General features: G+C 60.5%; 19 protein-coding genes. 9 read left to right on the top strand and 10 right to left on the bottom strand.

Annotated elements, in window-relative coordinates:
* Window positions 1–31 precede the first annotated feature (31 nt).
* A complete protein-coding gene (locus MMW58_RS20265) occupies window positions 32–1,351 on the top strand; it encodes a PTS sugar transporter subunit IIC (protein ID WP_241721982.1) in 1,320 nt (439 codons plus the stop codon).
* Window positions 1,352–1,363: 12 nt separating this feature from the next.
* The gene (locus tag MMW58_RS20260) at window positions 1,364–2,077 is read left to right on the top strand and encodes a GntR family transcriptional regulator (protein WP_076945013.1); all 714 of its coding nucleotides are present in this window, start codon (window positions 1,364–1,366) and stop codon (window positions 2,075–2,077) included.
* Window positions 2,078–2,140: 63 nt separating this feature from the next.
* Here MMW58_RS20260 and ldtB read toward each other — a convergent pair whose 3' ends face one another.
* Window positions 2,141–3,061, bottom strand: a complete 921-nt coding sequence (gene ldtB / locus MMW58_RS20255) for a L,D-transpeptidase (protein ID WP_115193996.1) — start codon at window positions 3,059–3,061, stop codon at window positions 2,141–2,143.
* 369 nt (window positions 3,062–3,430) lie between these two features.
* On the opposite strand from ldtB, the gene MMW58_RS20250 reads away from it, so the two are divergent.
* Window positions 3,431–5,026 carry an ABC-F family ATPase gene (locus tag MMW58_RS20250; protein WP_159237228.1) on the top strand — a complete coding sequence of 532 codons (1,596 nt, stop codon included), beginning with the start codon at window positions 3,431–3,433 and terminating at the stop codon, window positions 5,024–5,026.
* Between the two features lie 78 nt (window positions 5,027–5,104).
* Here MMW58_RS20250 and MMW58_RS20245 read toward each other — a convergent pair whose 3' ends face one another.
* On the bottom strand, window positions 5,105–7,471 hold the full coding sequence (locus MMW58_RS20245; RefSeq protein ID WP_241721981.1) for a glycoside hydrolase family 31 protein: 2,367 nt from the start codon (window positions 7,469–7,471) through the stop codon (window positions 5,105–5,107).
* Window positions 7,472–7,485: 14 nt separating this feature from the next.
* Window positions 7,486–8,787 carry an MFS transporter gene (locus MMW58_RS20240; protein WP_123707126.1) on the bottom strand — a complete coding sequence of 434 codons (1,302 nt, stop codon included), beginning with the start codon at window positions 8,785–8,787 and terminating at the stop codon, window positions 7,486–7,488.
* 301 nt (window positions 8,788–9,088) lie between these two features.
* Here MMW58_RS20240 and MMW58_RS20235 point away from each other — a divergent pair, with 301 nt between their 5' ends.
* Entirely contained in the window at window positions 9,089–10,162 is a 1,074-nt protein-coding gene (locus tag MMW58_RS20235) for a LacI family DNA-binding transcriptional regulator (protein WP_041144723.1), read from the top strand.
* On the opposite strand, the gene MMW58_RS20230 is transcribed toward MMW58_RS20235, so the two are convergent.
* The 6 genes from MMW58_RS20230 to moeA form a co-directional block, all read right to left on the bottom strand.
* A complete protein-coding gene (locus MMW58_RS20230; RefSeq protein WP_133596977.1) occupies window positions 10,159–11,424 on the bottom strand; it encodes a DUF1479 domain-containing protein in 1,266 nt (421 codons plus the stop codon). The two genes, MMW58_RS20235 and MMW58_RS20230, sit on opposite strands and share 4 nt — an antisense overlap.
* Window positions 11,425–11,564: 140 nt before the next feature.
* Window positions 11,565–12,380, bottom strand: coding sequence for a Cof-type HAD-IIB family hydrolase (locus MMW58_RS20225; RefSeq protein ID WP_241721980.1), 816 nt, complete (start codon window positions 12,378–12,380; stop codon window positions 11,565–11,567).
* Between the two features lie 201 nt (window positions 12,381–12,581).
* Entirely contained in the window at window positions 12,582–15,014 is a 2,433-nt protein-coding gene (locus MMW58_RS20220) for a formate C-acetyltransferase/glycerol dehydratase family glycyl radical enzyme (RefSeq protein ID WP_241723761.1), read from the bottom strand.
* A gap of 4 nt (window positions 15,015–15,018) precedes the next feature.
* Window positions 15,019–15,918 carry a glycyl-radical enzyme activating protein gene (locus MMW58_RS20215; RefSeq protein WP_133596983.1) on the bottom strand — a complete coding sequence of 300 codons (900 nt, stop codon included), beginning with the start codon at window positions 15,916–15,918 and terminating at the stop codon, window positions 15,019–15,021.
* Window positions 15,919–16,071: 153 nt separating this feature from the next.
* The gene (gene moeB, locus MMW58_RS20210) at window positions 16,072–16,827 is read right to left on the bottom strand and encodes a molybdopterin-synthase adenylyltransferase MoeB (RefSeq protein WP_241721979.1); all 756 of its coding nucleotides are present in this window, start codon (window positions 16,825–16,827) and stop codon (window positions 16,072–16,074) included.
* On the bottom strand, window positions 16,827–18,062 hold the full coding sequence (moeA, locus tag MMW58_RS20205; RefSeq protein ID WP_241721978.1) for a molybdopterin molybdotransferase MoeA: 1,236 nt from the start codon (window positions 18,060–18,062) through the stop codon (window positions 16,827–16,829). The genes moeB and moeA overlap by 1 nt, the downstream gene beginning before the upstream one ends.
* 254 nt (window positions 18,063–18,316) lie before the next feature.
* On the opposite strand from moeA, the gene iaaA reads away from it, so the two are divergent.
* The 5 genes from iaaA (at window position 18,317) to gsiD (ending at window position 24,638) form a co-directional block, all read left to right on the top strand.
* Complete coding sequence (iaaA, locus tag MMW58_RS20200; protein ID WP_241721977.1) at window positions 18,317–19,258, top strand: beta-aspartyl-peptidase; 942 nt, start codon at window positions 18,317–18,319, stop codon at window positions 19,256–19,258.
* 13 nt (window positions 19,259–19,271) lie between these two features.
* The gene (gene gsiA / locus MMW58_RS20195; RefSeq protein ID WP_241721976.1) at window positions 19,272–21,128 is read left to right on the top strand and encodes a glutathione ABC transporter ATP-binding protein GsiA; all 1,857 of its coding nucleotides are present in this window, start codon (window positions 19,272–19,274) and stop codon (window positions 21,126–21,128) included.
* A 37-nt stretch (window positions 21,129–21,165) separates the two neighbouring features.
* Window positions 21,166–22,707 (top strand): glutathione ABC transporter substrate-binding protein GsiB, encoded by a 1,542-nt coding sequence (gsiB, locus tag MMW58_RS20190; protein WP_133596993.1) that lies wholly within the window; start codon window positions 21,166–21,168, stop codon window positions 22,705–22,707.
* A gap of 97 nt (window positions 22,708–22,804) precedes the next feature.
* Window positions 22,805–23,725: a glutathione ABC transporter permease GsiC gene (gene gsiC, locus MMW58_RS20185; protein WP_041144732.1), complete on the top strand. Its 921-nt coding sequence runs from the start codon at window positions 22,805–22,807 to the stop codon at window positions 23,723–23,725.
* A 1-nt stretch (window position 23,726) separates the two neighbouring features.
* Window positions 23,727–24,638, top strand: coding sequence for a glutathione ABC transporter permease GsiD (gene gsiD / locus MMW58_RS20180; protein ID WP_045854591.1), 912 nt, complete (start codon window positions 23,727–23,729; stop codon window positions 24,636–24,638).
* A gap of 86 nt (window positions 24,639–24,724) precedes the next feature.
* Here gsiD and rimO read toward each other — a convergent pair whose 3' ends face one another.
* Window positions 24,725–26,050 (bottom strand): 30S ribosomal protein S12 methylthiotransferase RimO, encoded by a 1,326-nt coding sequence (rimO, locus tag MMW58_RS20175; RefSeq protein ID WP_133596995.1) that lies wholly within the window; start codon window positions 26,048–26,050, stop codon window positions 24,725–24,727.
* Window positions 26,051–26,066 lie beyond the last annotated feature (16 nt).

Raw genomic sequence — 26,066 nt, 5'->3', positions numbered from 1 at the left:
TACGGGTAAGTGATGAAGAGGATTCTGCAAAATGTCTGATAATACAACGTCCAGTATGCAGTCTTTGACCGATCGCTTTGTTGAGTTTTCCGCGCGTATCGCCAACCAGGTACACCTGCGTTCGCTGCGCGATGCGTTTGCCGGGGTGATGCCGATTTTCATTCTGGCAGGGCTGGCGGTACTGGTGAACAACGTGGTGTTTCCCTGGATCCTGGAGGGCGAGACGCTGGTGCGCTTTAAGGTATGGGGCGATGCGATTATCAACGGGACGTTGAATATCGCCGCGCTGCTGATTGCGCCGATGATCGCGTGGTCGCTGGCGCGTAACAAAAACTTCGCTAACCCGGTTTCGACCGTCGTCATCGCTATTTGCAGCTTTATTATTATGATGCCGATGCAGGTGGATCTGGTGCCGGTTGGCGGGAAGACGACGGTCAGCCTGACGTCGGTACTGACCTTCGCCAATATCGGCTCTACCGGCATTTTCGCCGGCGTGCTCATCGGCCTGGTGGCGACGGAACTCTTTATGCGCATCGCCGGGATCAAGCGCCTGACCATCAACCTTGGCGAGAACGTGCCGCCGGCGGTGGGCCAATCGTTTTCATCGCTCATCCCGGCCATTCTTACGCTGTCGCTGTTTGCGGCGCTGGCGGCACTGCTGAATAACCTGCTGCACACCGATCTTATCCATCTGATCACCACGCTTATCCAGCAGCCGCTGCGCTTGATTAATACCAGCCTGCCGGGAACTATTTTTATCTACAGCTTCGGCAACTTCCTGTTTACGCTGGGTATTCATCAATCGGTTGTGAATAGCGTGGTACTGGAACCGTTCCTGCTGATTAATACCAATGAGAATATGCTGGCCTACGCCAGCGGCCAGCCGATTCCGCATATTATTAACAATATTTTCGTGCCGACCTTCGGCATGGTGGGCGGCACCGGCAGCACCATCTCTCTGCTGATCGCCATCTTTCTCTTCTCGCGTCAGCAGGCCTCGAAGCAGGTGGCGCGCCTGGCTATTACCCCGGGGCTGTTCAATATCAACGAACCGGTGATTTTCGGTCTGCCGATCGTTTTCAACGTGCCGCTGATGATCCCGTTCGTGCTGCTGCCCGCCATCGGCATCTTTTTCGCCTGGGTGTGTACCACGCTCGGGCTGATGTCGCGCTGCGTGGTGATGATCCCGTGGACCACGCCGCCGGTACTCAGCGCCTGGCTGGCAACGGCGGGGGACTGGCGGGCGGTGGTGGTGCAGTTGATAATCATCATCTTTGGTGTATTCTTCTACCTGCCATTTCTCAAAATATCTGAGAGAGTGGCCTTAAAAAACAATGGGATAAATGAATAATAAGGAAGGACGATGGCGGCGAAGTATCTTTTGATCGCGCGGGAGATTAAAAAGCGGATTATCAGCCAGCAGTACCCCGCCAGCATGCCATTACCCGACCAGTTTGCGCTGGCGGCGGAGTTTAACACCAGCAGGATGACCATCCAGCAGGCGATGCGCCAGCTTATTGTTGAAGGATTGATTTATACCCGCAAGGGGCAGGGCACCTTCGTGCGTAAAAACTTTCTTCAGCTTTCGCAGTGGGATCTTCCGGGAAGCGACTATTTTGGCGCCACCAAAACCTGGGCCCATCTGGGGGCGGTTAGCAGCAAGGTGGTGCGCTTCGAGCTGCGTTTTCCCAGCGAGAAGGAGCAGACTTCGCTGCTGATTAATGCCGATTCGCCGGTTTATGACTTCGTGCGCCTGCGGCTGCTCAACGACGAGCCGATGTCGCTGGACGCCACGGTGATGCCGGTGAATCTGGTACCCGGTCTGAATAAAAGCCACCTCGAAAGCTCCGTATTCCAGTATGTTGAGACGCTTGGGCTGAAGATAATGGGGTCGTACCGCGTGGTACGCGCCATTAAGCCCGGCGAGCTCGAACAGCAGCACCTGGTGTGCGAAGCCGGCGATCCGGTGCTGGAAGTTGAGCAGGTTATCTACCTGGAGGACGGTACGCCGCTGGAGTATGCCCACTGTCACTACCGCTACGATCACGGCGGCATCGTTATCGTGAACAACGGCTGACGTCAGGCAAAAAGAAAAGGGCGAGGTTTTCACCTCGCCCTTTTTTGTGCATGGCGCTCAGGATCAGTTCAGACGAACCGGCATACCGGAACGGTTCTGCACCGCCTGCTCAACCACGCTCTGATCGACGTCGGACTGGCCGGTAACGGCCTGGACGGATTTGTTCAGCGTAATCGGGACGATCTCACCGCCCTGGAACTGGGCTTCAGTGGTCGACAGCGGGTTGTGGACTTCAACATAGCGGCTGCCGTCCGGCTCGCTGGTGGCTTTCACCGGCTCATCGATAAATTCGACGCGGGTGCCGACCGGCACGTTCTCAAACAGGAATTTGATATCGTCGTTGCGCAGACGCACGCAGCCGTGGCTGACGCGCAGGCCGATACCGAAGTTGGCGTTGGTGCCGTGGATCGCGTACAGACGACCGATATAGAGCGCGTACAGGCCCATCGGGTTGTCAGGACCGGCCGGTACTACGGCCGGCAGCGGGTTACCGGCTGCGACGTATTCGGCGTGCATTTTCGCCGTCGGCGTCCAGGTCGGGCCGGCTTTCTTACGCTCAACCTTGGTCACCCAGTTGATCGGCGTATCTTTGCCCAGCTGGCCGATACCAATCGGCAGCACGATCACGGTGTTGGTGCCTTTCGGGTAGTAGTAAAGACGCATTTCCGCGCTGTTGATCACGATACCTTCATGCACGGTGTCCGGCAGAATCAGCTGCTGCGGGATATTCAGCACGGTACCGCCTTTCGGCAGGTAGGTATCGACGCCCGGGTTCGCTTCCAGCATGTTGGAGAGACCCATCTGGTATTTGGCGGCGAAGTATTCCAGCGGCTGCTTGTTGTCGTCCGGAACCGTGACAACCTGGTTCTGGCCAATCAGTCGGCTACCGTCGGTCGGCAGAGGATAGGTTACAGCGGATGCTGTGTTGCAAAAGCCCACGATGGCGAAGGCTGCCGCAAGGAGTGTCGATAATTTCATATTCATCATGTCGTGTGCGATGTTAAAGCCACACAGGCCTTTGTTAGATTTTTCAGGGAGTAGATGGGAGCGCATTATATGTGCATTCCCGCCAACAGGGAAATGAGATGTGTACGAAATCACACTTTTTTGCCGCTTGTTTCAAGTGTCGTCCTTTAACCGGCGAAGCCGCGCCGTCGCAGGGGCGATCGCACGGCATGCCTGGGGCCGCCGGGCCGCCGCTGAGGCCTGCCGGACGCCGCCGGCGGGGGGCAAAAGGCGCCGAACGCGGCGCCAGCGGTAAGGGAATTCACCGCAGACCGTGAAAAGAGATGGTTTTGCTGGCATAATGTCCGATGTGTCACACTTCTCATTCTCTTTTTTCAGGATAACCCCGTGCTAGTATCCAGCAACGTCACCATGCAGTTTGGCAGTAAGCCGCTGTTCGAAAACATCTCCGTCAAATTTGGCGGCGGCAACCGTTACGGCCTGATTGGCGCCAACGGTAGCGGTAAATCTACCTTTATGAAGATCCTCGGCAACGATCTGGAGCCAACGCTGGGCAACGTGTCCCTCGATCCGAACGAGCGTATCGGTAAGCTGCGTCAGGACCAGTTCGCGTTCGAAGAGTTCACCGTGCTGGATACGGTCATCATGGGCCACGGCGAGCTGTGGGAAGTGAAGCAGGAGCGCGATCGCATCTATTCTCTGGCGGAAATGAGCGAAGCCGACGGCTATAAGGTGGCGGATCTGGAAGTGACCTACGGCGAGATGGACGGCTACTCCGCTGAAGCCCGCGCCGGTGAGCTGCTGCTCGGCGTCGGCATCCCGGTTGAACAGCATTATGGCCCGATGAGCGAAGTCGCTCCCGGCTGGAAGCTGCGCGTACTGTTAGCCCAGGCGCTGTTCTCTAACCCGGATATCCTGCTGCTCGATGAACCGACGAACAACCTCGACATCGACACCATTCGCTGGCTGGAGCAGACGCTCAACGAGCGCGATAGCACCATGATCATCATTTCGCACGACCGTCATTTCCTTAACATGGTGTGTACCCACATGGCGGATCTCGACTACGGTGAACTGCGCGTCTACGCCGGTAACTACGACGAATACATGACCGCGGCCACCCAGGCCCGCGAGCGTCTGCTGTCTGATAACGCCAAGAAAAAGGCGCAGATTGCCGACCTGCAATCCTTCGTCAGCCGCTTTAGCGCCAACGCCTCTAAATCACGTCAGGCGACTTCTCGCGCCCGTCAGATTGATAAAATCAAGCTCGATGAAGTGAAGGCCTCCAGCCGTCAGAACCCGTTCATCCGCTTCGAGCAGGACAAGAAGCTGTTCCGTAACGCGCTGGCTGTTGAAGAGCTGGCGAAAGGTTTTGATAACGGCCCGCTGTTTAAAAAATTCAATCTGCTGCTGGAAGTGGGCGAGAAGATTGCCATTCTGGGTGCCAACGGCGTGGGTAAAACCACCATGCTGAAAACCCTGGTGGGTGAACTGACGCCGGATAACGGTAGCGTTAAATGGTCTGAGAATGCGCAGATTGGCTACTACGCGCAGGATCACGCCGAAGACTTCGATAACGATCTGAGCGTGTTCGACTGGATGAGCCAGTGGAAGCAGGATGGTGACGATGAGCAGGTTGTGCGCAGCTTCCTCGGCCGCCTGCTGTTCAGCCAGGACGATATCAAAAAGCCGGCAAAAGTGCTCTCAGGTGGCGAAAAGGGCCGCATGCTGTTCGGTAAGCTGATGATGCAGAAACCCAACATTCTGGTGATGGACGAACCGACCAACCACCTGGATATGGAATCTATCGAATCGCTGAACATGGCGCTGGAGATGTATCAGGGCACCCTGATTTTCGTCTCCCACGACCGCGAGTTCGTTAGCTCGCTGGCCACCCGCGTGATTGAAATTACGCCGGAGCGCGTCGTCGACTTTAGCGGTAATTACGAAGATTATCTGCGCAGCAAAGGCATCGACGGCTAACCGTCCGCCGCCCCGGCGCTACCGGGAGTGAAACAGAAGCCCCGGTCAGCCTCGCGCGACCGGGGTTTTTTATTGCCCTTAGTCCAGCAGCCACTCGCCGGCGTCTTTACCATTCACCGACAGCCGGCGCTTTTCACCGGCGGGGAGCGTTATCTTCAGCGCCTTCCACGCCGGGCGGTAGCGGCCGCGCGCGTTTACCTGCAGGTTGATGGCGCTGGCGCTGCAGGTCATCTCCCACCCCAGCCACAGCGCGTCGCCGTCGCGATAGCCCCAGCTCTCGCCGTCATCTTCAAAGATCAGGCCGCTCGTCGAGCCCGCGCCCTTGAGCGGAAACAGCTTCAGCTCGCGGCTATCGTCTTTTTTGGCGTCAACGTGGACGATCCTCTCGCTGAGCGGCAGGCCCGCCCCGGCGCGCGCCATCAGCGGCAGTTTCTCCAGCGGCGCATCGAGCGTTATCCACTGGCCGCCGGCGAACCACTCCCCGCTATAAAAGTCGTACCAGCCGGACTCGTTTTCCGGCAGCCACGTCGGGCGCTGGCGCTGGCCGGGCTCCACGACGCTGGCGACGAGGAGATCGCGGCCGAGCAGGAAGTCGTCGCACTCCTCGAAGGTCTGCGGGTCATGCTGGTGATCGAGGAAGGTCGGGCGCAGCATCGGCTCATCGTCAGCGTGCGCCTGCCACAGCAGGGTGTAGAGGTAGGGCAGCAGGCGATAGCGCAGCTCAATCGCGCCGCGAATCGCCGGCAGGACCGCCGGATACATCCACGCCTCGTTAACCGTGCGATCGTCGTTCCAGGAGTGGATCGTGAAGCGCGGATGCATCACCCCGTTCTGCACCCAGCGCACGAACAGTTCGGCATCCGGCTTATCGCCGGAGAAACCGCCGACGTCGTGACCGACGTTATAGAGGCCGGAGAGGCTCATCCCCAGCCCCATGCGGGTGTTGTAGCGCAGGGTATCCCAATTGGTGCGGTTATCGCCGCTCCAGGTTTGCACGTAGCGCTGCATCCCGGCGCAACCGGAGCGCGAGATCAGGTACGGGCGTTTCTCCGGGGCAAAGCGCTGCTGGGCCTCCAGCGACGCGCGCATCATCAGCAGCGGCATCACCGGACGGATATGCTTGATGGCAATCTCCTGGCCAAAACCGTGGCAGCGCGCCTCGCCGTCCCAGACTTCAAATTCGTTATTGTCGTTCCACGTCGAATCAATCCCCATCTCCAGCAGCTGAGCGGTGACCCCCTCCTGCCACCAGGCGACGGTTTGTGGGTTGGTGAAGTCGAGGTGCGACCCTTCGTCATCCCAGAAGCTGGAGCGCTCCGGGGATTCGCTTTCGGAGTCCTGAATAAACAGCCCGCGCTCCGCCACCTCGCTATAGCGCGGGTGATCCTGCAGCAGGCAGGGCTTGATGTTGGCCGCCAGCTTGATGCCCGCGTCGTGGAAGCGCTGGCTCATCACCTTTGGCTGCGGAACCTTGTCGTAATTCCAGTTAAAGACGTAGCGCTTACCGCCGATCGAGGTATAGCCGGAGGAGAGCTGGAACGAGTCGCACGGAATGGCGTGCTCTTCGCAGAGGCGGATAAAGTTCATCAGCTGGTTTTGCGCATCCGGCGCGTCGGTGTAGTGCATCGTCGAGCCGCTGTAGCCCAGGCTCCACTTTGGCCCGAACAGCGTTTTCCCGGTCAGGCGGACAAAGGCTTTAGTGACGTCCAGCACGCGTTTGCCGGTAAACATGTAGTAATCAATATCGCCCGCTTCGGCCTGCCAGCGGCGATAGGCGGTGTGGTAGTTGTCGATTTCGTTGCCCAGATCCAGCCAGCAGCTGCTGAGGTTATCGTAGAACAGGCCGTAGCTGATATCGCTGCGCTGGGCGATGGTGAAGGGGATGTGCTTATACAGCGGATCGGTGCTGACGGCGTTATAGCCCATCGCATCCAGGTTGCGCATCTCGTAGCGATTCCCGTTGCGCTGCAGGTTGCCCGCCTTTTCGCCCAGACCGTAGAAGCGTTCATCTTGACGTCGGCTCTGGTAGTGCGCGACGCCGTCGCCGTGGGCGTTGACCAGATAGGCGCTGGTCGGACGGTCGTTGACCAGCGGCTGCCATTCTCCGGCATCGTCGCGGTAGCTCCACTCCAGCCACAGCGGCTGGTGGACGGTGACGCGCAGCCGTTCGGTGGCAACCGTCAGGGTCTCGTGCTGCTGCTCCAGGCTCCAGGCGGGAAGGGTAAAGCCGCTGACGTCGTCGCGGCTGCGTCCCTCCCAGGGAACGTCCTGCTGCGGAGCGATGCTCCAGGTGCGGTCCAGCGCCAGCTCCCCTCTGCGCTTAAGCAGGACGCGGAACAGGTTTTCTTCCAGTACGTACAGGCACAGGGTGTGCTGTCCGTCGACCGTCAGCTCGACGTGGTGGGCCAGCTGCTGTTGTAATTTCCAGTGTTTCAACGTTTTCATTTTTACATCCACTCTCAGGCGCGTTTGGCGCGACGTTCAGCAATAAAAGCCACAAGGAAAACCGCGCCAATCAGGTCAAAGAAGCCCATGGCGACGAATAGCGGGTTGAAGCCAATCTTGTCGGCGGTCACCCCGATTAATAAGGAGAACAGGAAGCTGGCGATCCAGGCGGCGGAGCCGCGCATGCCGTTGACGGTCGCCATCTGGCCCTTATCGAACGACTCCACCACCAGTGCGCTCAGCATGCAGGAGATAATCTGGTGGCCGAAGCCGCCGATAGAGATCAGGACGATGGTGACGTAGGGGTCGCGGGTAATGGCGACGAGGGCCAGCGAAATCATCAGGAACGCGCCGGTCAGCGAGCTTGCCACCACCGAGTTAACCCGTGAACAGCCGAACCAGCGGGTATAGAGTTTGGTCAGATAGCCGCTCACCACGCTGCCGAGATCGGCGGCGAGGAACGGCAGCCAGGCGAACATGGCTATTTGCTTGAGATCCATGCCGTGCTCTTTGGCGAGGTACAGCGGCACCCAAAAGCTCAGGACCGCCCAGGCCGGCTCCGCCATAAAGGCCGGGATGGCAATACCGTAGAAGCGCTTATTTTTCGACACGGTTTTCAGCGCGGTAAAGAACGGCAGCTTTACCGCCGGCGGCTCGTTGTCCTGGCGAATGAACTCCAGCTCCGACTTGCCCAGATTCGGATGCTTTTCCGGATTGTGGTAAAACGCCCACCACAGGATCACCCACAGCAGCGCCAGCACCCCGGTGAACATAAACGCGCCCTGCCAGCCGAAAGAGGCGTGAGCAAAATAGATGATCGGCGGCGCCAGCATCGCGCCGATGGAGAAACCGACGCCGGCCCAGCCGGCGGCTATCGGGCGTTCAGATTTTGGAAACCATTCGCCGATGGTTTTTGCGTTGGCCGGGGTGGCGGCGGCTTCTGCTCCGCCCATGAAAAAACGCAGGATCGCCAGATGCAGCCAGCTGCCGGCACCGGCGTGGGCGATACAAGCGACGGCCCACAGGGTGGCGCAGATCATAAAGCCGAGCTTCAGGCCAATCACGTCAATCAGCCAGCCGCAGAGAGGCTGGAAGAGGGTGTAGGCCAGCTGAAAAGCGCCGACGATCCATGAGTACTGCTCGGTGGTGATGCCCAGCGTTGTCTTCAGCTCGGGGGCAATAATGCCTAAGGAGTTGCGGGTAATGTAGTTAACGGTGACGCCGAGCAGAAACAGGGTCAGCATCCACCAGCGCAGGTTTTTGACCACGCGGCGAGATTTGCTGACCGCCATATCGTTGTTGAGGCCTTGGCTCATAGAACTCTCCACAAGAACTTTGTAGGGGGAAATGACCGATGCTCAATCCCTGAGTTGTCATACCTGTTTTATTAACGCTATGAATATTATTGTTTTATTTATTTGTCTTTCCGTATAACTAGTATGGAAGTTATCGGACCAATTCAGGTTAAGATAGAAAATGAGCGGCCAATAGCCTTATTTATGCAAGTTTTTTCATGAGATGGGGAGATGCTCACGACAGATAGCGAATCTGGCTTGATAAACTGCTTTTTGGTGCCATGAAAATTCTTTCATTTGTAAGATGGAGCTGGATCACAAAATGGATAAAAAGCTGAGAATTGCCGAAATCGCGGCCCGCACGGGGATGTCGGCGAGTACCGTTTCCCGGGTGCTGGCGGGTAAAGCGAACACCAGCGAAAAGGCGCGTCAGCGGGTCCTGCAGTGCGCCCGCGAAATGGGGGTGATGGAGGGGCTCGCCGCCGGGCGCATGCTGCTGAACAGCCTGGTGGTTTTCGCCCCTTCCCGGGCGTTTGATGAGCGCTCCGATATCTATTACTACCGCGTGATTCAGAGCATTAATAATGCGCTGGCGCCGCATGAGGTCCGCCTGCGGACCTGCGCGCTGGAAGAGAACGACAGCGATGCCAACCTGTTTTTGGCCCGCATGAACGAGGCGGAGACCGAGGCGGCTATTCTGCTGGGCATTGACGATCCGCATATTCACGATCTGGCCGCCGATTTTGCCAAACCCTGCGTGCTGATCAACTGCCGGGATGAGGGCATGCGCCTGTCGTCGATCGCCCCGGATCACCGGCTGATCGGCCAGTTTGCCGCGCGCTATCTGTTTGAGATGGGGCATCGGGCGGTCATGAACGTGATGTGCCTGCGCCGCTACACCATGGAGCTGCGGCTGGTGGGCATCAAGGAGGCCTGGCGCGCGCGCAACCTGCGCTTCACCGACGGGCGGGATCTGATCGGCGTGGCGAACTTTAGCGCCAGGGAGACGGAAGAGCAGGTGGGGGAGTGGCTTGACGCTCAGGCCGGGAAGCCGCTGCCGACGGCTTTTCTGGTCGGCGGAGACTATATGGCGGTGGGGGCGGTGAATGCGCTGCAAAAGCGCGGCCTGCGGGTGCCTCAGGACATCTCGGTCATGAGCATCGACGGGTTTAACCTCGCCGCCATCCAGGATGTGCCGCTTACCGCCGTTCACGTCCCGCGCGATGAGCTCGGCACGGAGGCGGTGCAGCTTCTGCAGCAGCGGCTGATCCGCCCCCAGGCCCCGAGCGGCTCGCTGCTGCTAAACGGCACGCTGGCGGTGCGGGATTCGGTACGGCGGATACGGCCCGGCAGCCGCCGTACCGCCGTTGAGCAACAGGGGCTGTACGACGATTAAACCTCGATGCCCAGCGCGCGTTTGCCGTGGACGTTGAGATCGTCGAGGGTAAAGCGCGCCTGCCAGTCGGCTTCGTAGTCTTCACGCGGAAAATCACCCGGCGACGCGCCTTTCTCCAGCGCGATTTTAACCTTGTGCGCGTAGGCGAGATTCTTCTCGCACAGCGGCGCGGCGGGGATATACATCACGTTGCCCCAGCCCTGCTGGTTTTCGACCGGCGCCACCGAGTGGATCACGTCGCAGTGCCACCATACCGAATCGCCGGCGCTGATGGCCGGGATCGCGCTCAGCGCTTTAATCAGCAGCGGGTGCCATTTCTCGGAAATCGGCAGCACTTTACCCGGCGCCACGCCGCACAGCTCGTCGTCAGGGACGTCGTCGAGCAGCGGACGCAGCAGAACGTAGGCCATCGCCTCCGGAATCGGCACCACGTGCAGCAGGCCCTGGTCCGGGATCATATCGGAGAGCGCCGTCCAGCCCTGGAAGGTGCGGAATACCGAGCATTTGGTGGTGTTGTCGACGGTGTACTCTTCCACCTCGGTGCGGTGCGCCGCATCCCACGGATCGTAAGCGTCGATATTGCCGTTAAAGACGTTGGCGAACACCTGCTGATAGGCGGGCAGCAGCCAGCGCTCGAGGGCGCCTGAATCGGTGTGCGCTCCCAGCCCCTTCGAGGTGGTGCCCGGCGGGCGGCGGCGGATGCGGTCAGGATAGATAACGCTGACGTCCGGGTCGAACCACTGCTTGCCGTCATGGCTGAAGGTCCACAGGCGGTTAAGGAACGACTGCACCGCGGCCATTTCGTCGCTCTGCCGCGCCTGCATCTGCGCCTGCGACCAGTAAATCGGGTAGATCTCCGGACGCGAGGCGTCGAGGGAGCCGAAGAAGGTATCACCCGGTCCTTTGTAGACGTCGTCGAAGCGGTTGAGGTCGAGGTATTCCAGCATCGAGTTGTCCCACGCCAGCGCCCGCTCGCGGGAGAAGTGGCCTCTGATCACCGCGCAGCCGCGGCGCCTGATGGCCTCGCGCTGGGCATCGCTCACTTTGCCCTGCGCAATATCGCTGAACGGGACTATCGGCCAGACCTCTTCCCCGCGGGCCTTAACGGCGTCAATTTCGTCGAGGCGCGCGCTAATTCGCGCCGTCAGCCGATCGAACACGGCCTGCACGTCGCCAATTTGCGCGCGCAGATCCTGTTTTATTTGTCGAATCGCCGCTTTGTGGTCGGCGGGGAGCGTTTCGCTGGTATGGATAACCGTCATGATGGCCTCACTTTTCTTTCATTCGAAAGTATTAAATATTACAAACGTTAATTTAAGTTAAATTTAAGTTAATGCAAGTTTAAAAATTGGATGAGGTGCACAAAATGGAAAAATCCGGGGCAGGGGGCCCCGGCGGCAGGCTATTCGTTGAAGGGGGCGGCGTGGTCCAGCACGGCCTGAATCACATTCAGCGCGCCGTGGTGGTTATTATCATCGGTGGCAAAGCGGGAGATGGCCTTGATGCTATCGGCGGCGTTGGCCATGGCGAAAGAGTACTTCACCAGCTTAAGCATTTCGGCGTCGTTGCCGCTGTCGCCAATCGCCACGCACTCCTGGGGCGAGATCTGCCAGCGTTTCAGCAGGCGGCTGATGCCGTTGGCCTTATGCAGGCCGGGGATAATTAAATCGACGAAGCCAAAGCCGCTGGTCACCGGCTTCATGATGCCGTCCAGCGAGACGTGCAGCTTATCAATAAGCTGCGGGATATCGCTGTCCGGCAGGTTAAGCGAGAACTTAAACAGCGTGTCGTCGATATCATGGTAGTTCGCGATGCGCTGCAGACGGTGGTAGTGCTTTGACATCAGCGCGACGAAGCTGTCGGGCGCGCGGTCGCTGACGTAGGCGCTTTCAAGGCCGCAGGCGACGAAGTTGAGCTGCGGGTCTTTGAGCAGCTCGCCGATCACAATCTGCGACTCATGGCGGGTCAGCTCGCCGTGAAACAGCTGCCGGCCGTGCTCGTAGACCAGCGCGCCATTCTCGGCGACGAAGGAAATCTGCTCGCGAATTTCCGGGAAAAAGGAGATCAGCTGGTAGTACTGATTGCCGCTGGCGACAACGAATTCAATACCCTGCTGCCTGAGCTGCGCGAACTGCGCGAGAAAACGCGAGCGGTCATACTGCTTGGCGTCATTGAGAAAAGTTCCGTCCATATCAGTGACGATAACTTTAACGGTCATACCTGTGCTCCTGGCTTAACTGCGACCAGTAACATTCTAATTACAATGTGACCTAAAGCACAAATTTATTTCGAATGAAAGTTTATCCGCCGGCTTCTGCGGCTTACTGCCGCTCAAAACCTATCGGCCAAACCCGCTGGGGAAGCGGGTAGCCCGGCCGGGCATCGCGCCAGCCGGGTGTTGTGTGATGCGGGGTCCGCTCTACAGCGTATGCTCGGTGCGGGCGATAATATCGTCCTGGGCATCCGGCGACAGGGCGGTAAAGAACGCCGAGTAGCCGGCGACGCGAACCACTAAATCACGATACTGGTCAGGGTGTTTCTTCGCGTCCAGCAGCGTTTCGCGCGAGACGATGTTGTACTGGATATGCCAGCCTTTGTGCACCTCGAAGAAGGTCCGCAGCAGCACCATCAGCTTCTGCTTATCGGACTCGTTCTCAAGCGTTGCCGGGTTGAGCTTCTGATTCAGCAGCACGCCGCCGAGAATCGCCCCGGTGGGCAGCTTACCGACCGAGTTGATGACCGCGGTTGGCCCGAGGTGGTCGGTGCCGGAAGCCGGACTCGCGCCTTCGGCCAGCGGAGAGTGGGCTTTACGTCCGTCCGGGGTGGCCATCGTCTGGGCGCCAAACGGCACGTTGGCGGAAATCGACGAGGTCCCGGCGTAGTAGTTGCCGCCAATCGGGCCGCGGCCGTAGCGCGGGTTATGATAATTCTTCAGCTCGTCGATATAGGTCTGGTAGGCGCGGGCGAGCAGGGTATCGACGCTATCGTCATCGTTGCCGTACTTCGGCGCGCCGTTAATCAGGCGCTGGCGCAGCTGCTCGTGGGTCAGCCCTTCGAAGTCCTCCGCGAGGGCTTCCGCCAGCTGCTGCTGACCAATGGCGCCCTGGTCAAAGACCAGCTTTTTCACCGCCGCCAGGCTGTTGCCGAGGTTGGCGATCCCGACCTGCAGACCGGAAACCCAGTCATACTTCGCGCCGCCCTGCTTGATGCTTTTCGCCCGCTCGATGCAGTCATCCACCAGCGCGGAGCAGAGAATATCGTGCACGTTCTCCTCCAGCATGGTATCGACGACGTACTCAATTTCGATCGACTTGCGCGTGTAGTAGCGGATCTGCGTATCCCAGTCGGCCAGCACCTGTTCGAAGCTGCCGAAGTTGCCTTTCGATAGCGCGTGCTCCTGCGGGAGGAAGATTTGACCGCTGGTGGCATCGCGGCCGCCTTCCAGCGTGGCCAGCATCACGCGGGCGAAGTTGATAAAGCTCATCCCGGTGCAGCGATAGCCCCATTTGCCGCCCACGGCGGTTTCGATGCAGCCGATCGCCGCGTAGTCGTAGGCGTCCTGCGGCTCAATCCCGAGCTTGATAAACTCCGGGATCACTATCTCATCGTTATTGAACGCCGGCATGCCGAAGCCGCAGCGAATGACCTGCACGCAGGCGTCGAGGAAGTCGTTGCTCATCCCGGCGTGGTAGCGCACGCTGAGGTTAGGCTGGGTCGAGCGCAGGCGCCCGCAGGATTCGAGGATCGCGTACGAGAGCGGGTTTACCGCATCCTGCGGCTGGCCGTTGTGCAGGGTCTGGCCGCCGATGGTGACGTTCTGATACAGCGGGCTGCCCGCGGAGGCTTTGGAGTGCGAGCCGGAGCGGATCTTGTTCACTTCCAGCAGCTTCAGCCAGCAGCTGTGCAGCAGCTCGATGGCGTGCTCGCGGTCCAGCGACTGCTGGAGCTCAACGTCGCGACGGTAGTACGGGTACAGGTACTGGTCCATACGGCCGAAGGAGACCGAGTGGCCGTTGGATTCAATCTGCAGGATCAACTGAATGAAGTAGCACAGCTGCAGCGCCTGCCAGAAGGTTTTCGGCGGTTCGTGGGCGATGATTTCGCAGCCTTCGGCGATAGTCAGCAGCTCGTCGCGGCGGGAGGCGCGGGTTTCTTCCGCCGCCATGGTGCGCGCCAGTTCGGCAAAGCGTCGGCTGTGATCGCTGACCGCCTCCAGCACGATATCAATGGCCTTCAGGAACTGCTCGCCGTGCAGATCTTCCAGCACGGTCAGGTTAATACGCGAGCGGCGTTCGGCGACCTTAGCGCGCATGCCGTCGAGGCCTTTTTCCAGCAGCAGCGGATAGTTCACCGCGAGGTGAGCATCGCCGGAAGTCATGTTGCCTTCCGCCTTAATAATCCCGGTGGCGAGCAGCGCTTTTTGCTCGTCGGTGAACATCCCGTAGCAGCGGTCCTGCACGGTCTGACCGCGCCACCACGGGCAGATGTCATGCAGGATGCGCTTATTCTCTTCGCTGACCGCAAAGCCGGCGCCTGGGCGATCGGCGAGATCGTCAATCTCCTTTTCAATCCAGCTGACGGTGTACTCCGGGAAGATGGGCGCCGCGCGCACTTCGCTGGCCTGGTTGCCGACGATCAGCTCGTCGTGTTTGATCCAGATGGTGCGCTCTGCCAGATGGTGAGCCAGCGCCAGCGCGCGGCGTACCGGGACCGGCTTATCCAGATGCTGCTGACAGGCGGCGGTATAGTGACGGGCGCGCTCGGTGCATACCGGCGGCTTAACGATATGTACCAGCGCGGTTTTATGCGCCTGAATGCGGGCGCTTAGCGTATCCAGTTTCAGAGTGGTCATCATTTTATCCTCGTAGAGTAGCCGTTAAACCTTTGCTCTGAGCGTAGGTCTGCGCGAAGGCGAGCAGCTCGGGGGCAGCAAGGGGTTTGTCCGGAGCGGTATAGGGCTGACTGAGTAGCTGATATTTGTTCATTCCCAGCGTGTGGTACGGCAGGAAGTGGATCTCGCCAACCCGCAGGCGGTCGGCGGCAAAGTCGGTAATCGCGGCGATCGTCGCCTCATCGGCGTTAAAGCCCTGAATCAGCGGGACGCGGATGATGATTTTTTTCCCCGCCTGCGCCACGCGCTGCAGGTTATCGAGCACCCGACCGGCGCTGCCGTCGGTCCACTCTTTGAAAATGGCTTCGTTGACGTGCTTGAGGTCGGCGAGGAACAGGTCAACCCAGGGCAGCGAGGGCTCAACGTATTTCCACGGCACGTGCAGGCAGGTTTCGACCGCGGTGTGAATTCCCGCCGCGCGGCTGGCCTGCAGCAGCTGCTGCGCCAGCTCGGGATTCATAAACGGTTCGCCGCCGGAAAGGGTGACCCCGCCGCCGCTGCGATCGTAAAAAGGCTTATCGCGCAGCACCGTGGCCATAATCTGCGCCACCTCTTTTTCTTCGCCGCATACGCTGAGGGCGGTGGTCGGGCAGCAGTCGCGCAGCGACTCATAGCCTTCGGCGGTGAGCTTCTGGCGGTGGATAATCAGGCCGTCGAGGCTGCGGGTTATTGCATCCGGCGCCGCCTGCTGGCACAGATTGCAGCCGGCAAGGCACAGGCGGGGGTCATACAGCAGATCCGCGGTGCGGGAGCGGCTTTCCGGGTTCTGACACCAGCGGCAGCCCAGCGAGCAGCCTTTGAGGAATACGACGGTGCGGATCCCTGGGCCGTCATGGGTTGAGTAGCGCTGAATGTTGAAAATCATGAGACCCCCTCTGTTTTGCATATGAAGATTAAATTACTTTCGAATGAAAGTTGCATTGATGCAAATCAACAAGCGGGGCGGGCCGCTGCGGCGAAGAGGGGAAAGTCGCGGTCGGTCACAAATTTTCCGGCGACGGCCGCCGCCGGAGAAGGGCTAGCGGCTGGCGCAAACCTCGCACTGCGGGTCGCGCATTAGCTTCATTTCGCGGAACTGGCAGGTCATGGCATCGTACATGACCAGCCTGCCTGCGGCAGGCGTGCCGTACTGAGTTAAGACTTTAATGGCCTCCATCGCCTGCAGGGAGCCAATGACGCCGACCAGCGGCGCCATCACCCCGGCCTCAACGCAGGTGAGGGCGTTCTCGCCGAACAGCCGGCTCAGGCAGCGATAGCAGGGCTCGTTATCCTGATACATAAAGACGCTGATTTGCCCCTCCATGCGGATCGCGGCGCCGGAGACCAGCGGCGTTTTATGCTGAAAACAGCCGGCGTTGAGCTGATTGCGTATCGCCACGTTATCGGTACAGTCGAGCACCAGGTCGTGGGCGGCGATCTGCGCCGCCAGCGCCGGCTGGTCGAGCAGCGCATTAAGCGGGGTGAGCCGCACGTGAGGGTTGATTCGCGCCAGCGAGTCGCGGGCGGAGTCCACCTTCGGCAAACCAATAGCGGCATCGCTGTGCAGCGTCTGGCGCTGTAGATTGGAGAGCGAGACGCTATCGAAATCGAGCAGGGTAAGCGCGCCGACGCCGGCCGCCGCCAGATACTGGGCGGCAGCGCAGCCCAGACCGCCGAGGCCGACCACCAGCACCCGGGCGCCCTTCAGCCGCTCCTGACCGTCAAAATCGAAATTGCGCAGGATTATCTGCCGGTTGTAGCGCAGCATCTCCTCATCGCTCAGCTCAACGTCCATTACAGCCCTCCGAGGAGGTGGTTAAAGGGTTCGACTTCGACCCACTCGCCCGCTTCCACGTGACCGCGCTCGCGCTCCAGCACGATAAAGCAGTTACCCTGGCTGAAGGAGCTGAAGATGTGCGAACCCTGATGGCCGGTGGACGTCACCACCAGCTCGCCGTCCGGGTTACGCTGCAGCACGCCGCGCTGGAAGTCGAGGCGCCCCGGAGACTTTTTCAGTCGCGTCGCCGCCCGCACGCGCAGGCGCATTGGCTGCGCGCTGGCCGCGCTGCCGCTCAGTTTTGCCAGCAGCGGCAGCACCAGCTGATAGAAGGTGAGGGTGGCGGAAACCGGATTGCCCGGCAGGCCGCAGAACCAGCTGTTGCTGAGCTTGCCGAAAGCAAAAGGTTTACCGGGCTTGATCGCCAGCTTCCAGAAGCCGATTTCGCCGAGCTCTTCGAGGATCTCTTTGGTGTAATCCGCTTCGCCGACCGAGACGCCGCCCGAGCTAATCACCACGTCGGCCTGCTGGTCGGCGGCGATAAACGCCGCCCGCAGTTTTGCCGGGTCGTCGGCAATAATGCCGAGGTTGATCACCTCGCAGCCCAGCTGCTGGAGCATCAGGTGCACCGCCAGGCGGTTGGTATCGTAGATTTGCCCGTCGCCAAGCGGCTGGCCCGGCAGCTGCAGCTCGTCGCCGGTAGAGAAGACCGCCACGCGAACTTTGCGCACCACCTCGACGTCGGCGATGCCCAACGACGCCAGCACCGGCAGCTCCGCGACGGTCAGCGGCGTACCTGCCGGGAATACCACCGCGCCGTGAGCGATATCTTCCCCGCGCCGACGAATATTCTGGCCGGGTTTTACCGCGGCGATGAAGCGAACGCCGTCGGCGGTTTGCTCGGTCTCTTCCTGCATCATCACCGCATCGCAGCCCTGCGGCACCGGCGCACCGGTCATAATGCGAATGCAGGTGCCTGCGGGCCAGGCATCGTGGAACGGCTGGCCGGCGAACGCTTTCCCGGCGATCGGCAGCGCCGCGCCGTCGGCAAGATCGGCAAGGCGTACGGCGTAGCCGTCCATGGCCGAGTTATCAAACCCGGGGACGTCCAGCGGCGAAACGAGATCATGGGCGGTGACGCGCGAAAAGGCCTGCAACAGCGGCACGGTTTCCACCGCATTCAGCGGCGTAATACGGTTGAGCATCTGGGTCAGGGCTGTGTCGAGAGGCATCAGTCCGGCGGTAAAATCCATGGGTTTCTCCTGCGGGCAAACATCGAAAACGCCTATTATGGCAGAAAAGTGCGGGCGGCTATATGCCACCTGGGTACAGGCTTTACATCACCGTCCGCTCTTTCTATATTCAAAAATTGTATAGGACAGTCAGCACGATAATGATATCTATACACTTTATTATTTAAGCTCGCTTTGCGAGGGCAGAGACCTGATGCGGCGTGAATCAATAGCGCAACCCACGGCGGATCGGCGCAGCAGGAAGGAATAGCGGAATGAGCAAGGCGGTGATAGCAATTCACGGCGGCGCGGGGGCAATTAGCCGCTCGCAGCTGACGCCGGAGCGCGAGCGGCAGTTCGTGGCGGCGCTGTCGGCGATTGTCGATAGCGGGCAGAAAATGCTGGCGGCGGGCGCCAGCGCGCTGGATACGGTAACCGAGGCGGTGCGCCAGCTGGAGGAGTGTCCGCTGTTTAACGCCGGCATCGGGTCGGTATTTACCCGGGACGCCACCCATGAGCTCGACGCCTGCGTAATGGACGGCAACAGCCTGCACGCCGGGGCGGTTGCCGGCGTTAAGCATCTGCGCAACCCGATCCTGGCGGCGCGGCTGGTGCTGGAGGAGAGCCCGCACGTGCTGCTGATTGGCGAAGGGGCGGAGGCGTTCGCTACCTCTCACGGGATGGCGCGGGTGGAAAACGATCTCTTCTCGACGACCGAGCGCCGCCTGCAGCTTCAGCAGGCGCAGGCGGACGATGAGATACTCCTCGACCACGGCGCCGCGCCGCTGGACGAGCGGCATAAAATGGGCACCGTCGGCGCGGTGGCGCTGGATATTGCCGGCAACCTCGCCGCCGCGACCTCCACCGGCGGGATGACCAACAAGCTTCCTGGACGCGTTGGCGATAGCCCGCTGCCCGGCGCCGGCTGCTACGCCAATAACGCCAGCGTGGCGGTCTCCTGTACCGGCACCGGCGAGGTGTTTATCCGCACCCTGGCGGCCTACGATATCGCCGCCCTGATGGAGTACGCGAACCTGAGCCTGCATGAGGCCTGCGAGCGGGTGGTGATGGAGAAGCTGCCGGCCCTCGGCGGCAGCGGCGGCCTGATTGCCATCGACAGAGAAGGTAACGTGGTGCTGCCGTTTAACAGCGAAGGTATGTATCGGGCCTGGTGCTACGCGGGCGATACGCCCACTATTGGAATTTATCGGGAATAAGGGGGTAGGGACGTTGCCGCATAGTCAAGAAATCGACGCCAATGATGTGCTGCTGGTGCGCGATCTGAACGTGGCGTTCAGCCAGGAGCAGCAGACCTTTTCTGCGGTGCGGCATCTTTCGTTCAACCTGCGGCGCGGCGAAACGTTAGCCATCGTGGGCGAGTCGGGTTCGGGGAAGTCGGTCACCGCGCTGGCGCTGATGCGCCTGCTCGATGACGCCGCCAGCCAGGTCAGCAGCGACGCGCTGTGGCTGCGCCGGCGCAATCGTCAGGTCATTGCGCTGAGCGAACAGTCCGCTTCGGCAATGCGCCACGTGCGCGGGGCGGATATCGCGATGATTTTCCAGGAGCCGATGACCTCGCTGAATCCGGTATTTACCATCGGGGAACAGATCGCCGAGTCCATTCGCCTGCACCAAAATCTGGGCCATGACGAGGCCCTGCGCGAAGCGAAGAAAATGCTCGACCAGGTGCGGATACCGGAGGCTGAAGCGATGCTGTCGCGCTATCCGCATCAGCTCTCCGGCGGGATGCGCCAGCGGGTGATGATCGCCATGGCGCTCTCCTGCCGTCCGGCGGTGCTGATTGCCGACGAGCCTACCACCGCGCTGGATGTCACCATCCAGGCGCAGATCCTCCAGCTGATTGCCGTGCTGCAAAAAGAGATGGAGATGGGGGTTATTTTTATTACTCACGATATGGGCGTGGTGGCCGATATTGCCGACCGCGTGCTGGTGATGTACCGCGGCGAAGCTGTGGAGAGCGGAACGGTGGAGGATATTTTCCGCGCGCCTGCGCATCCTTACACCCAGGCGCTGCTGGCAGCCGTTCCGCGCTTAGGCTCGATGCGCGGCAGCGACCTGCCGCGCCGCTTCCCGCTGCTCAACCAGAGTGCGTCCGATGACGGCGAACAGGATACCGTTGTCGCCGGCGAGCCGATTCTGCAGGTGCGCGACCTGGTGGCGCGCTTCCCGCTGCGCAGCGGCATTTTGAACCGGGTGACCCGCGAGGTGCATGCGGTTGAAAAAGTCAGCTTTGACCTCTGGCCGGGGGAAACCCTGGCGCTGGTCGGCGAGTCCGGCTGCGGTAAATCCACCACCGGTCGGGCGCTGCTGCGGCTGGTGGCGACCGAGAGCGGGACTATCGTGTTTAACGGCGAGCGTATCGATACCCTGGCAAGCGGTAAGCTGCAGGCGCTGCGCCGCGATATACAGTTTATTTTCCAGGACCCGTACGCCTCGCTCGATCCGCGGCAAACGGTGGGCTACTCGATCATGGAGCCGCTGCGCGTACACGGCCTGCTGGCAGGCGAGGCGGCCCGTCAGCGCGTGGCCTGGCTGCTTGAACGCGTCGGCCTGCAGCCGGAGCACGCCTGGCGCTATCCGCACGAGTTTTCCGGCGGCCAGCGCCAGCGCGTATGCATTGCGCGGGCGCTGGCGCTGAATCCCAAAGTGGTGATTGCCGATGAGTCGGTTTCGGCGCTCGACGTCTCTATTCGCGCGCAGATTATTAACCTGATGCTCGATTTACAGCGTGAAATGGGCATCGCCTTTTTGTTTATTTCCCACGATATGGCGGTGGTTGAGCGCATCAGCCATCGCGTTGCGGTGATGTATCGCGGGCGGATCGTTGAGATTGGCCCGCGCCGCGCCGTATTTGAAAACCCGCAGCATCCCTATACCCGCAAGCTGATGGCCGCCGTACCGGTGGCCGACCCGGCGCATCGTCATCCGCAGCGCGTACTGCTTTCAGACGAGCTGCCGGGCAACATCTATAAGCGAGGGGAAGAGGTAGCCAGCGCGCCGCTACAAGAGGTAGGACCCGGGCATTTCGTTGCCAGGGAACCTGCTGCCGACGTGCTGGGCAGATAACAACGACACCAATAACGCAGCATTTCAGGAGAACAACATGACACAACGCGTATCACGCAAATGGTTGCTGGCGCTGGGCGTCGCTTCGGCGCTGGCGACGGCGCCGGCGCTGGCCGCAAAAGATGTGGTGGTGGCGGTCGGCTCTAACTTCACGACCCTCGACCCCTATGATGCCAACGACACCTTATCCCAGGCCGTGGCCAAATCGTTCTATCAGGGGCTGTTCGGCCTTGATAAAGAGATGAAGCTGGAAAACGTTCTTGCGCAGAGCTATACCGTTTCGCCCGACGGCCTGGTCTACACCATTAAGCTGCACCCGGGCGTCAAGTTCCAGGACGGCACCGACTTTAACGCCGAGGCGGTGAAGGCCAACCTCGACCGCGCCAGCAATCCGGAAAACCATCTCAAGCGCTATAACCTGTACAAAAATATCGCCAGCACCGAAGCGGTTGACCCGGCGACGGTGAAAATCACCCTTAAGCAGCCTTTCTCGGCGTTTATCAACGTCCTGGCCCACCCGGCTACGGCGATGATCTCTCCGGCGGCGCTGAAAAAATATGGTAAAGAGATTGGCTTCCATCCCGTCGGTACCGGGCCGTATCAGCTCGATACCTGGAACCAGACCGATTTTGTGAAGGTGACGAAGTTTGCCGGCTACTGGCAGCCGGGCCTGCCGAAACTGGACTCTATTACCTGGCGTCCGGTGGTGGATAACAACACCCGCGCCGCGATGCTGCAAACCGGCGAAGCGCAGTTTGCCTTCCCGATCCCCTACGAGCAGGCGCCGCTGCTGGCGAAAAACGACAAGCTGGAGCTGGTTGCCAGCCCGTCGATCATGCAGCGTTATATCAGCATGAACGTCACGCAGAAGCCGTTTGATAATCCGAAGGTGCGCGAGGCGATTAACTACGCCATCAACCGCCAGGCGCTGGTGAAGGTTGCCTTCGCCGGGTACGCCACCCCGGCGACCGGCGTCGTGCCGCCGTCCATCGCCTATGCCGAGACCTTTAAACCCTGGCCGTACGATCCGGCTAAGGCCCGCGAGCTGCTCAAAGAGGCCGGTTTCCCTAACGGATTCAGCACCACACTGTGGTCATCGCATAACCACAGCACCGCCCAGAAGGTGCTGCAGTTTACCCAGCAGCAGCTGGCGCAGGTGGGCATTAAGGCACAGCTGACGGCGATGGATGCCGGCCAGCGCGCGGCGGAAGTGGAAGGTAAAGGACAGAAAGAGAGCGGGGTGCGCATGTTCTACACCGGCTGGTCGGCCTCGACCGGTGAAGCCGACTGGGCGCTGTCGCCGCTGTTCGCCTCGCAAAACTGGCCGCCAACCCTGTTTAATACCGCCTTCTACGGCAATCCGCAGGTGGATAAAGACCTCACCGACGCCCTGAAGACGACCGATGCGCAGGAAAAAACGCGGCTCTACAAGCAGGCCCAGGAGATTATCTGGAAAGAGTCGCCGTGGGTGCCGCTGGTGGTGGAAAAACTGGTCTCCGCACACAGTAAGAACCTGAGCGGTTTTTATATCCAGCCGGATACCGGATTCAGCTTTGAGCAGGCGGATTTAGCCCAGTGACGGTGGTTACCTTTATCCCAACCCTCTCTCCCGGAGAGAGGGTGCCGGGCCTTGCTCCCTCTGCCGTTCGCGCAGAGGGGGCGGGTGAGGAGGGGCGATGCTAAATTATGTGCTTAAACGCCTGCTGGGGCTGATTCCCACCCTGCTGATCGTGGCGGTGCTGGTTTTTCTGTTTGTGCATATGCTGCCCGGCGACCCGGCGCGGCTGATTGCCGGACCGGAAGCCGATGCGCAGGTTGTCGCGATGGTGCGCGAGCAGCTGGGGCTCGATCGGCCGCTGCACGTCCAGTTCTGGCACTATATCACCAGCGTGCTGCAGGGCGATTTTGGCATCTCGATGGCCTCGCGACGCCCGGTGAGTAGCGAGATCGCCAGCCGCTTTATGCCGACGCTGTGGCTGACGCTGGCCAGCATGAGCTGGGCGGTGGTGTTTGGTATGGCGGCGGGGATTGCCGCCGCGGTGTGGCGCAACCGCTGGCCGGACAGGCTGGGGATGGCGCTGGCGGTGACCGGGATCTCCTTTCCGGCGTTTGCCCTCGGGATGCTGCTGATGCAGGTCTTCTCCGTCGAACTTGGCTGGCTGCCGACGGTGGGTGCCGATAGCTGGCGGCACTATATTCTGCCCTCCGTGACCCTCGGGGCGGCGGTAGCCGCGGTGATGGCGCGCTTCACCCGCGCCTCTTTCGTCGATGTGCTGCACGAAGACTATATGCGTACCGCGCGGGCGAAAGGAGTCAGCGAGACGCTGGTGGTGCTTAAGCACGGCCTGCGCAATGCGATGATTCCGGTGGTGACGATGATGGGGCTGCAGTTTGGCTTTCTGCTCGGCGGCTCGATCGTGGTGGAGAAAGTCTTCAACTGGCCGGGGCTTGGCCGGCTGCTGGTGGATTCGGTCGAGATGCGCGACTATCCGGTGATTCAGGCGGAAGTCCTGCTGTTTTCGCTGGAATTTATTCTTATCAATTTAGTGGTGGACGTGCTGTACGCCGCCATTAACCCGGCTATCAGGTACAAGTAAGGTGCGATTGCTCAACTGGAGAAGGCAGGCGGTTATTAACGCCATGCCCGGGATAAAACCCGGTCAGATACGTACGCCGTGGCACGAGTTCTGGCGGCGCTTTCGCCGTCAGCCGGTGGCGATGGGCGCCGGCGTGTTTGTGCTGCTGCTGATCGCGGTAGCCGTCGTGGCGCCGTGGGTAGCGCCGTTCGATGCGGAAAACTACTTTGACTACGATCGCCTCAACGACGGCCCGTCGGCGCTGCACTGGTTCGGCGTCGATTCGCTGGGCCGGGATATCTTCAGCCGGGTGCTGGTCGGGGCGCAGATTTCGCTGGCGGCCGGGGTGCTGGCGGTGCTGATCGGCGCGGCAATCGGCACCGTGCTCGGGCTGCTGGCCGGCTACTATGAAGGCTGGTGGGACCGGATAATAATGCGCATCTGCGACGTGCTGTTTGCGTTCCCGGGGATCCTGCTGGCGATCGCCGTGGTGGCGGTCATGGGGAGCGGGATGTCGAATGTGATCATCGCGGTGGCGATCTTCTCCATTCCGGCGTTTGCTCGCCTGGTGCGCGGCAATACGCTGGTGCTCAAGCAGCAGACCTTTATCGAGTCGGCGCGCAGCATCGGCGCCAGCGACGCGACGATCCTCTTCAGCCATATTCTGCCCGGCACGGTGTCGTCGATTGTGGTCTATTTCACCATGCGCATCGGGGTGTCGATAATCTCCGCCGCCAGCCTCTCATTCCTCGGCCTCGGCGCGCAGCCGCCGACCCCGGAGTGGGGAGCGATGCTCAACGAAGCGCGGGCGGATATGGTGATGGCGCCGCACGTGGCGCTGTTCCCGGCGATCGCTATTTTTCTGACGGTGCTGGCGTTTAACCTGCTGGGGGACGGCCTGCGCGATGCGCTGGATCCGAAAATAAAGGGATAGGCAGAGAAGGAGTCCGGAGAGGGCGCGCCGCGCCGCCTCCGGAAGGCTCCGGCTGGCGCTGACGCGTAGCCGGAGTAAGAAGCGGATTAAACCCGGCTTCCCCACAGGTCGTACTCGTCGGCGTGCTCGACTTTGACCCGCAGCACGTCGCCCGGTTTCACTTTGGTTTCGCCGTTCAGGTACACCGCGCCGTCGATTTCCGGGGCGTCGGCCATGCTGCGGCCAATGGCGCCTTCTTCGTCAACTTCGTCGATCAGTACCATGATTTCGCGGCCGACCTTCTCCTGCAGACGTTCGGCGGAGATCTGCTGCTGCAGCTGCATAAAGCGGTTCCAGCGCTCCTCTTTCACCTCTTCTTCTACCTGATCCGCCAGTTCGTTGGCGGTTGCGCCATCGACCGGGCTGTATTTAAAGCAGCCGACGCGGTCAAGGCGGGCTTCTTTCAGGAAGTCGAGCAGCATCTGGAAATCTTCTTCCGTTTCGCCAGGGAAGCCGACGATAAAGGTCGAGCGCAGGGTCAGGTCAGGGCAGACTTCGCGCCACTGCTTGATGCGCGCCAGCTGGCGATCGGCGGAGCCCGGGCGTTTCATCATCTTGAGGATCCGCGGGCTGGCGTGCTGCAGCGGGATATCGAGATACGGCAGGATTTTACCTTCCGCCATCAGCGGGATCACGTCGTCAACGTGCGGGTAGGGGTAAACGTAGTGCAGGCGCACCCAGATACCCAGTTTCGCCAGCTCTTCGCACAGGCTGACCATGCTGGTTTTCACCGGCATACCGTTGTGGAAACCGGTGCGATGCTTCACGTCAACGCCGTAGGCGGAGGTGTCCTGAGAGATAACCAGCAGCTCTTTCACCCCGGCGTCGGCCAGGCGCTTGGCTTCCGACAGCACTTCGCCGATTGGACGGCTCACCAGATCGCCGCGCATGGACGGAATGATGCAGAACGTGCAGCGGTGGTTACAGCCTTCGGAGATTTTCAGGTAAGCGTAGTGGCGCGGCGTTAGCTTAACGCCCTGTTCCGGCACCAGGCTCAGGAACGGGTTGTGCTTCGGCTTCGGCGTGTAGTGGTGGACGTGCTCAAGAACCTGCTCGTAGCTGTGCGGGCCGGTGATCTCCAGCACTTTCGGGTGAACTTCGCGGATCTGGTCGACTTTTGCGCCCAGGCAGCCGGTAACGATCACTTTGCCGTTTTCTTTTAAAGCTTCGCCAATCGCTTCCAGCGACTCCTGAACGGCGCTATCGATAAAGCCGCAGGTGTTGACGATAACCATATCGGCGTTCTCGTAGGTAGGAACCACGTCATACCCTTCGGTGCGCAGTTCGGTCAGAATGCGTTCTGAGTCTACAAGGTTTTTCGGACAGCCAAGGGAGACGAAGCCGATCTTCGGCTGGTGCGTTACATTGCTCATAGCTTAAAAATTCATC

This window comes from Klebsiella sp. HC6 (genome assembly GCF_022605325.1).
GTDB lineage: Bacteria > Pseudomonadota > Gammaproteobacteria > Enterobacterales > Enterobacteriaceae > Klebsiella > Klebsiella terrigena.
The sequence above is the reverse complement of the archived record's forward strand: the minus strand, read 5'-3'. Positions and strand labels throughout refer to the sequence as shown.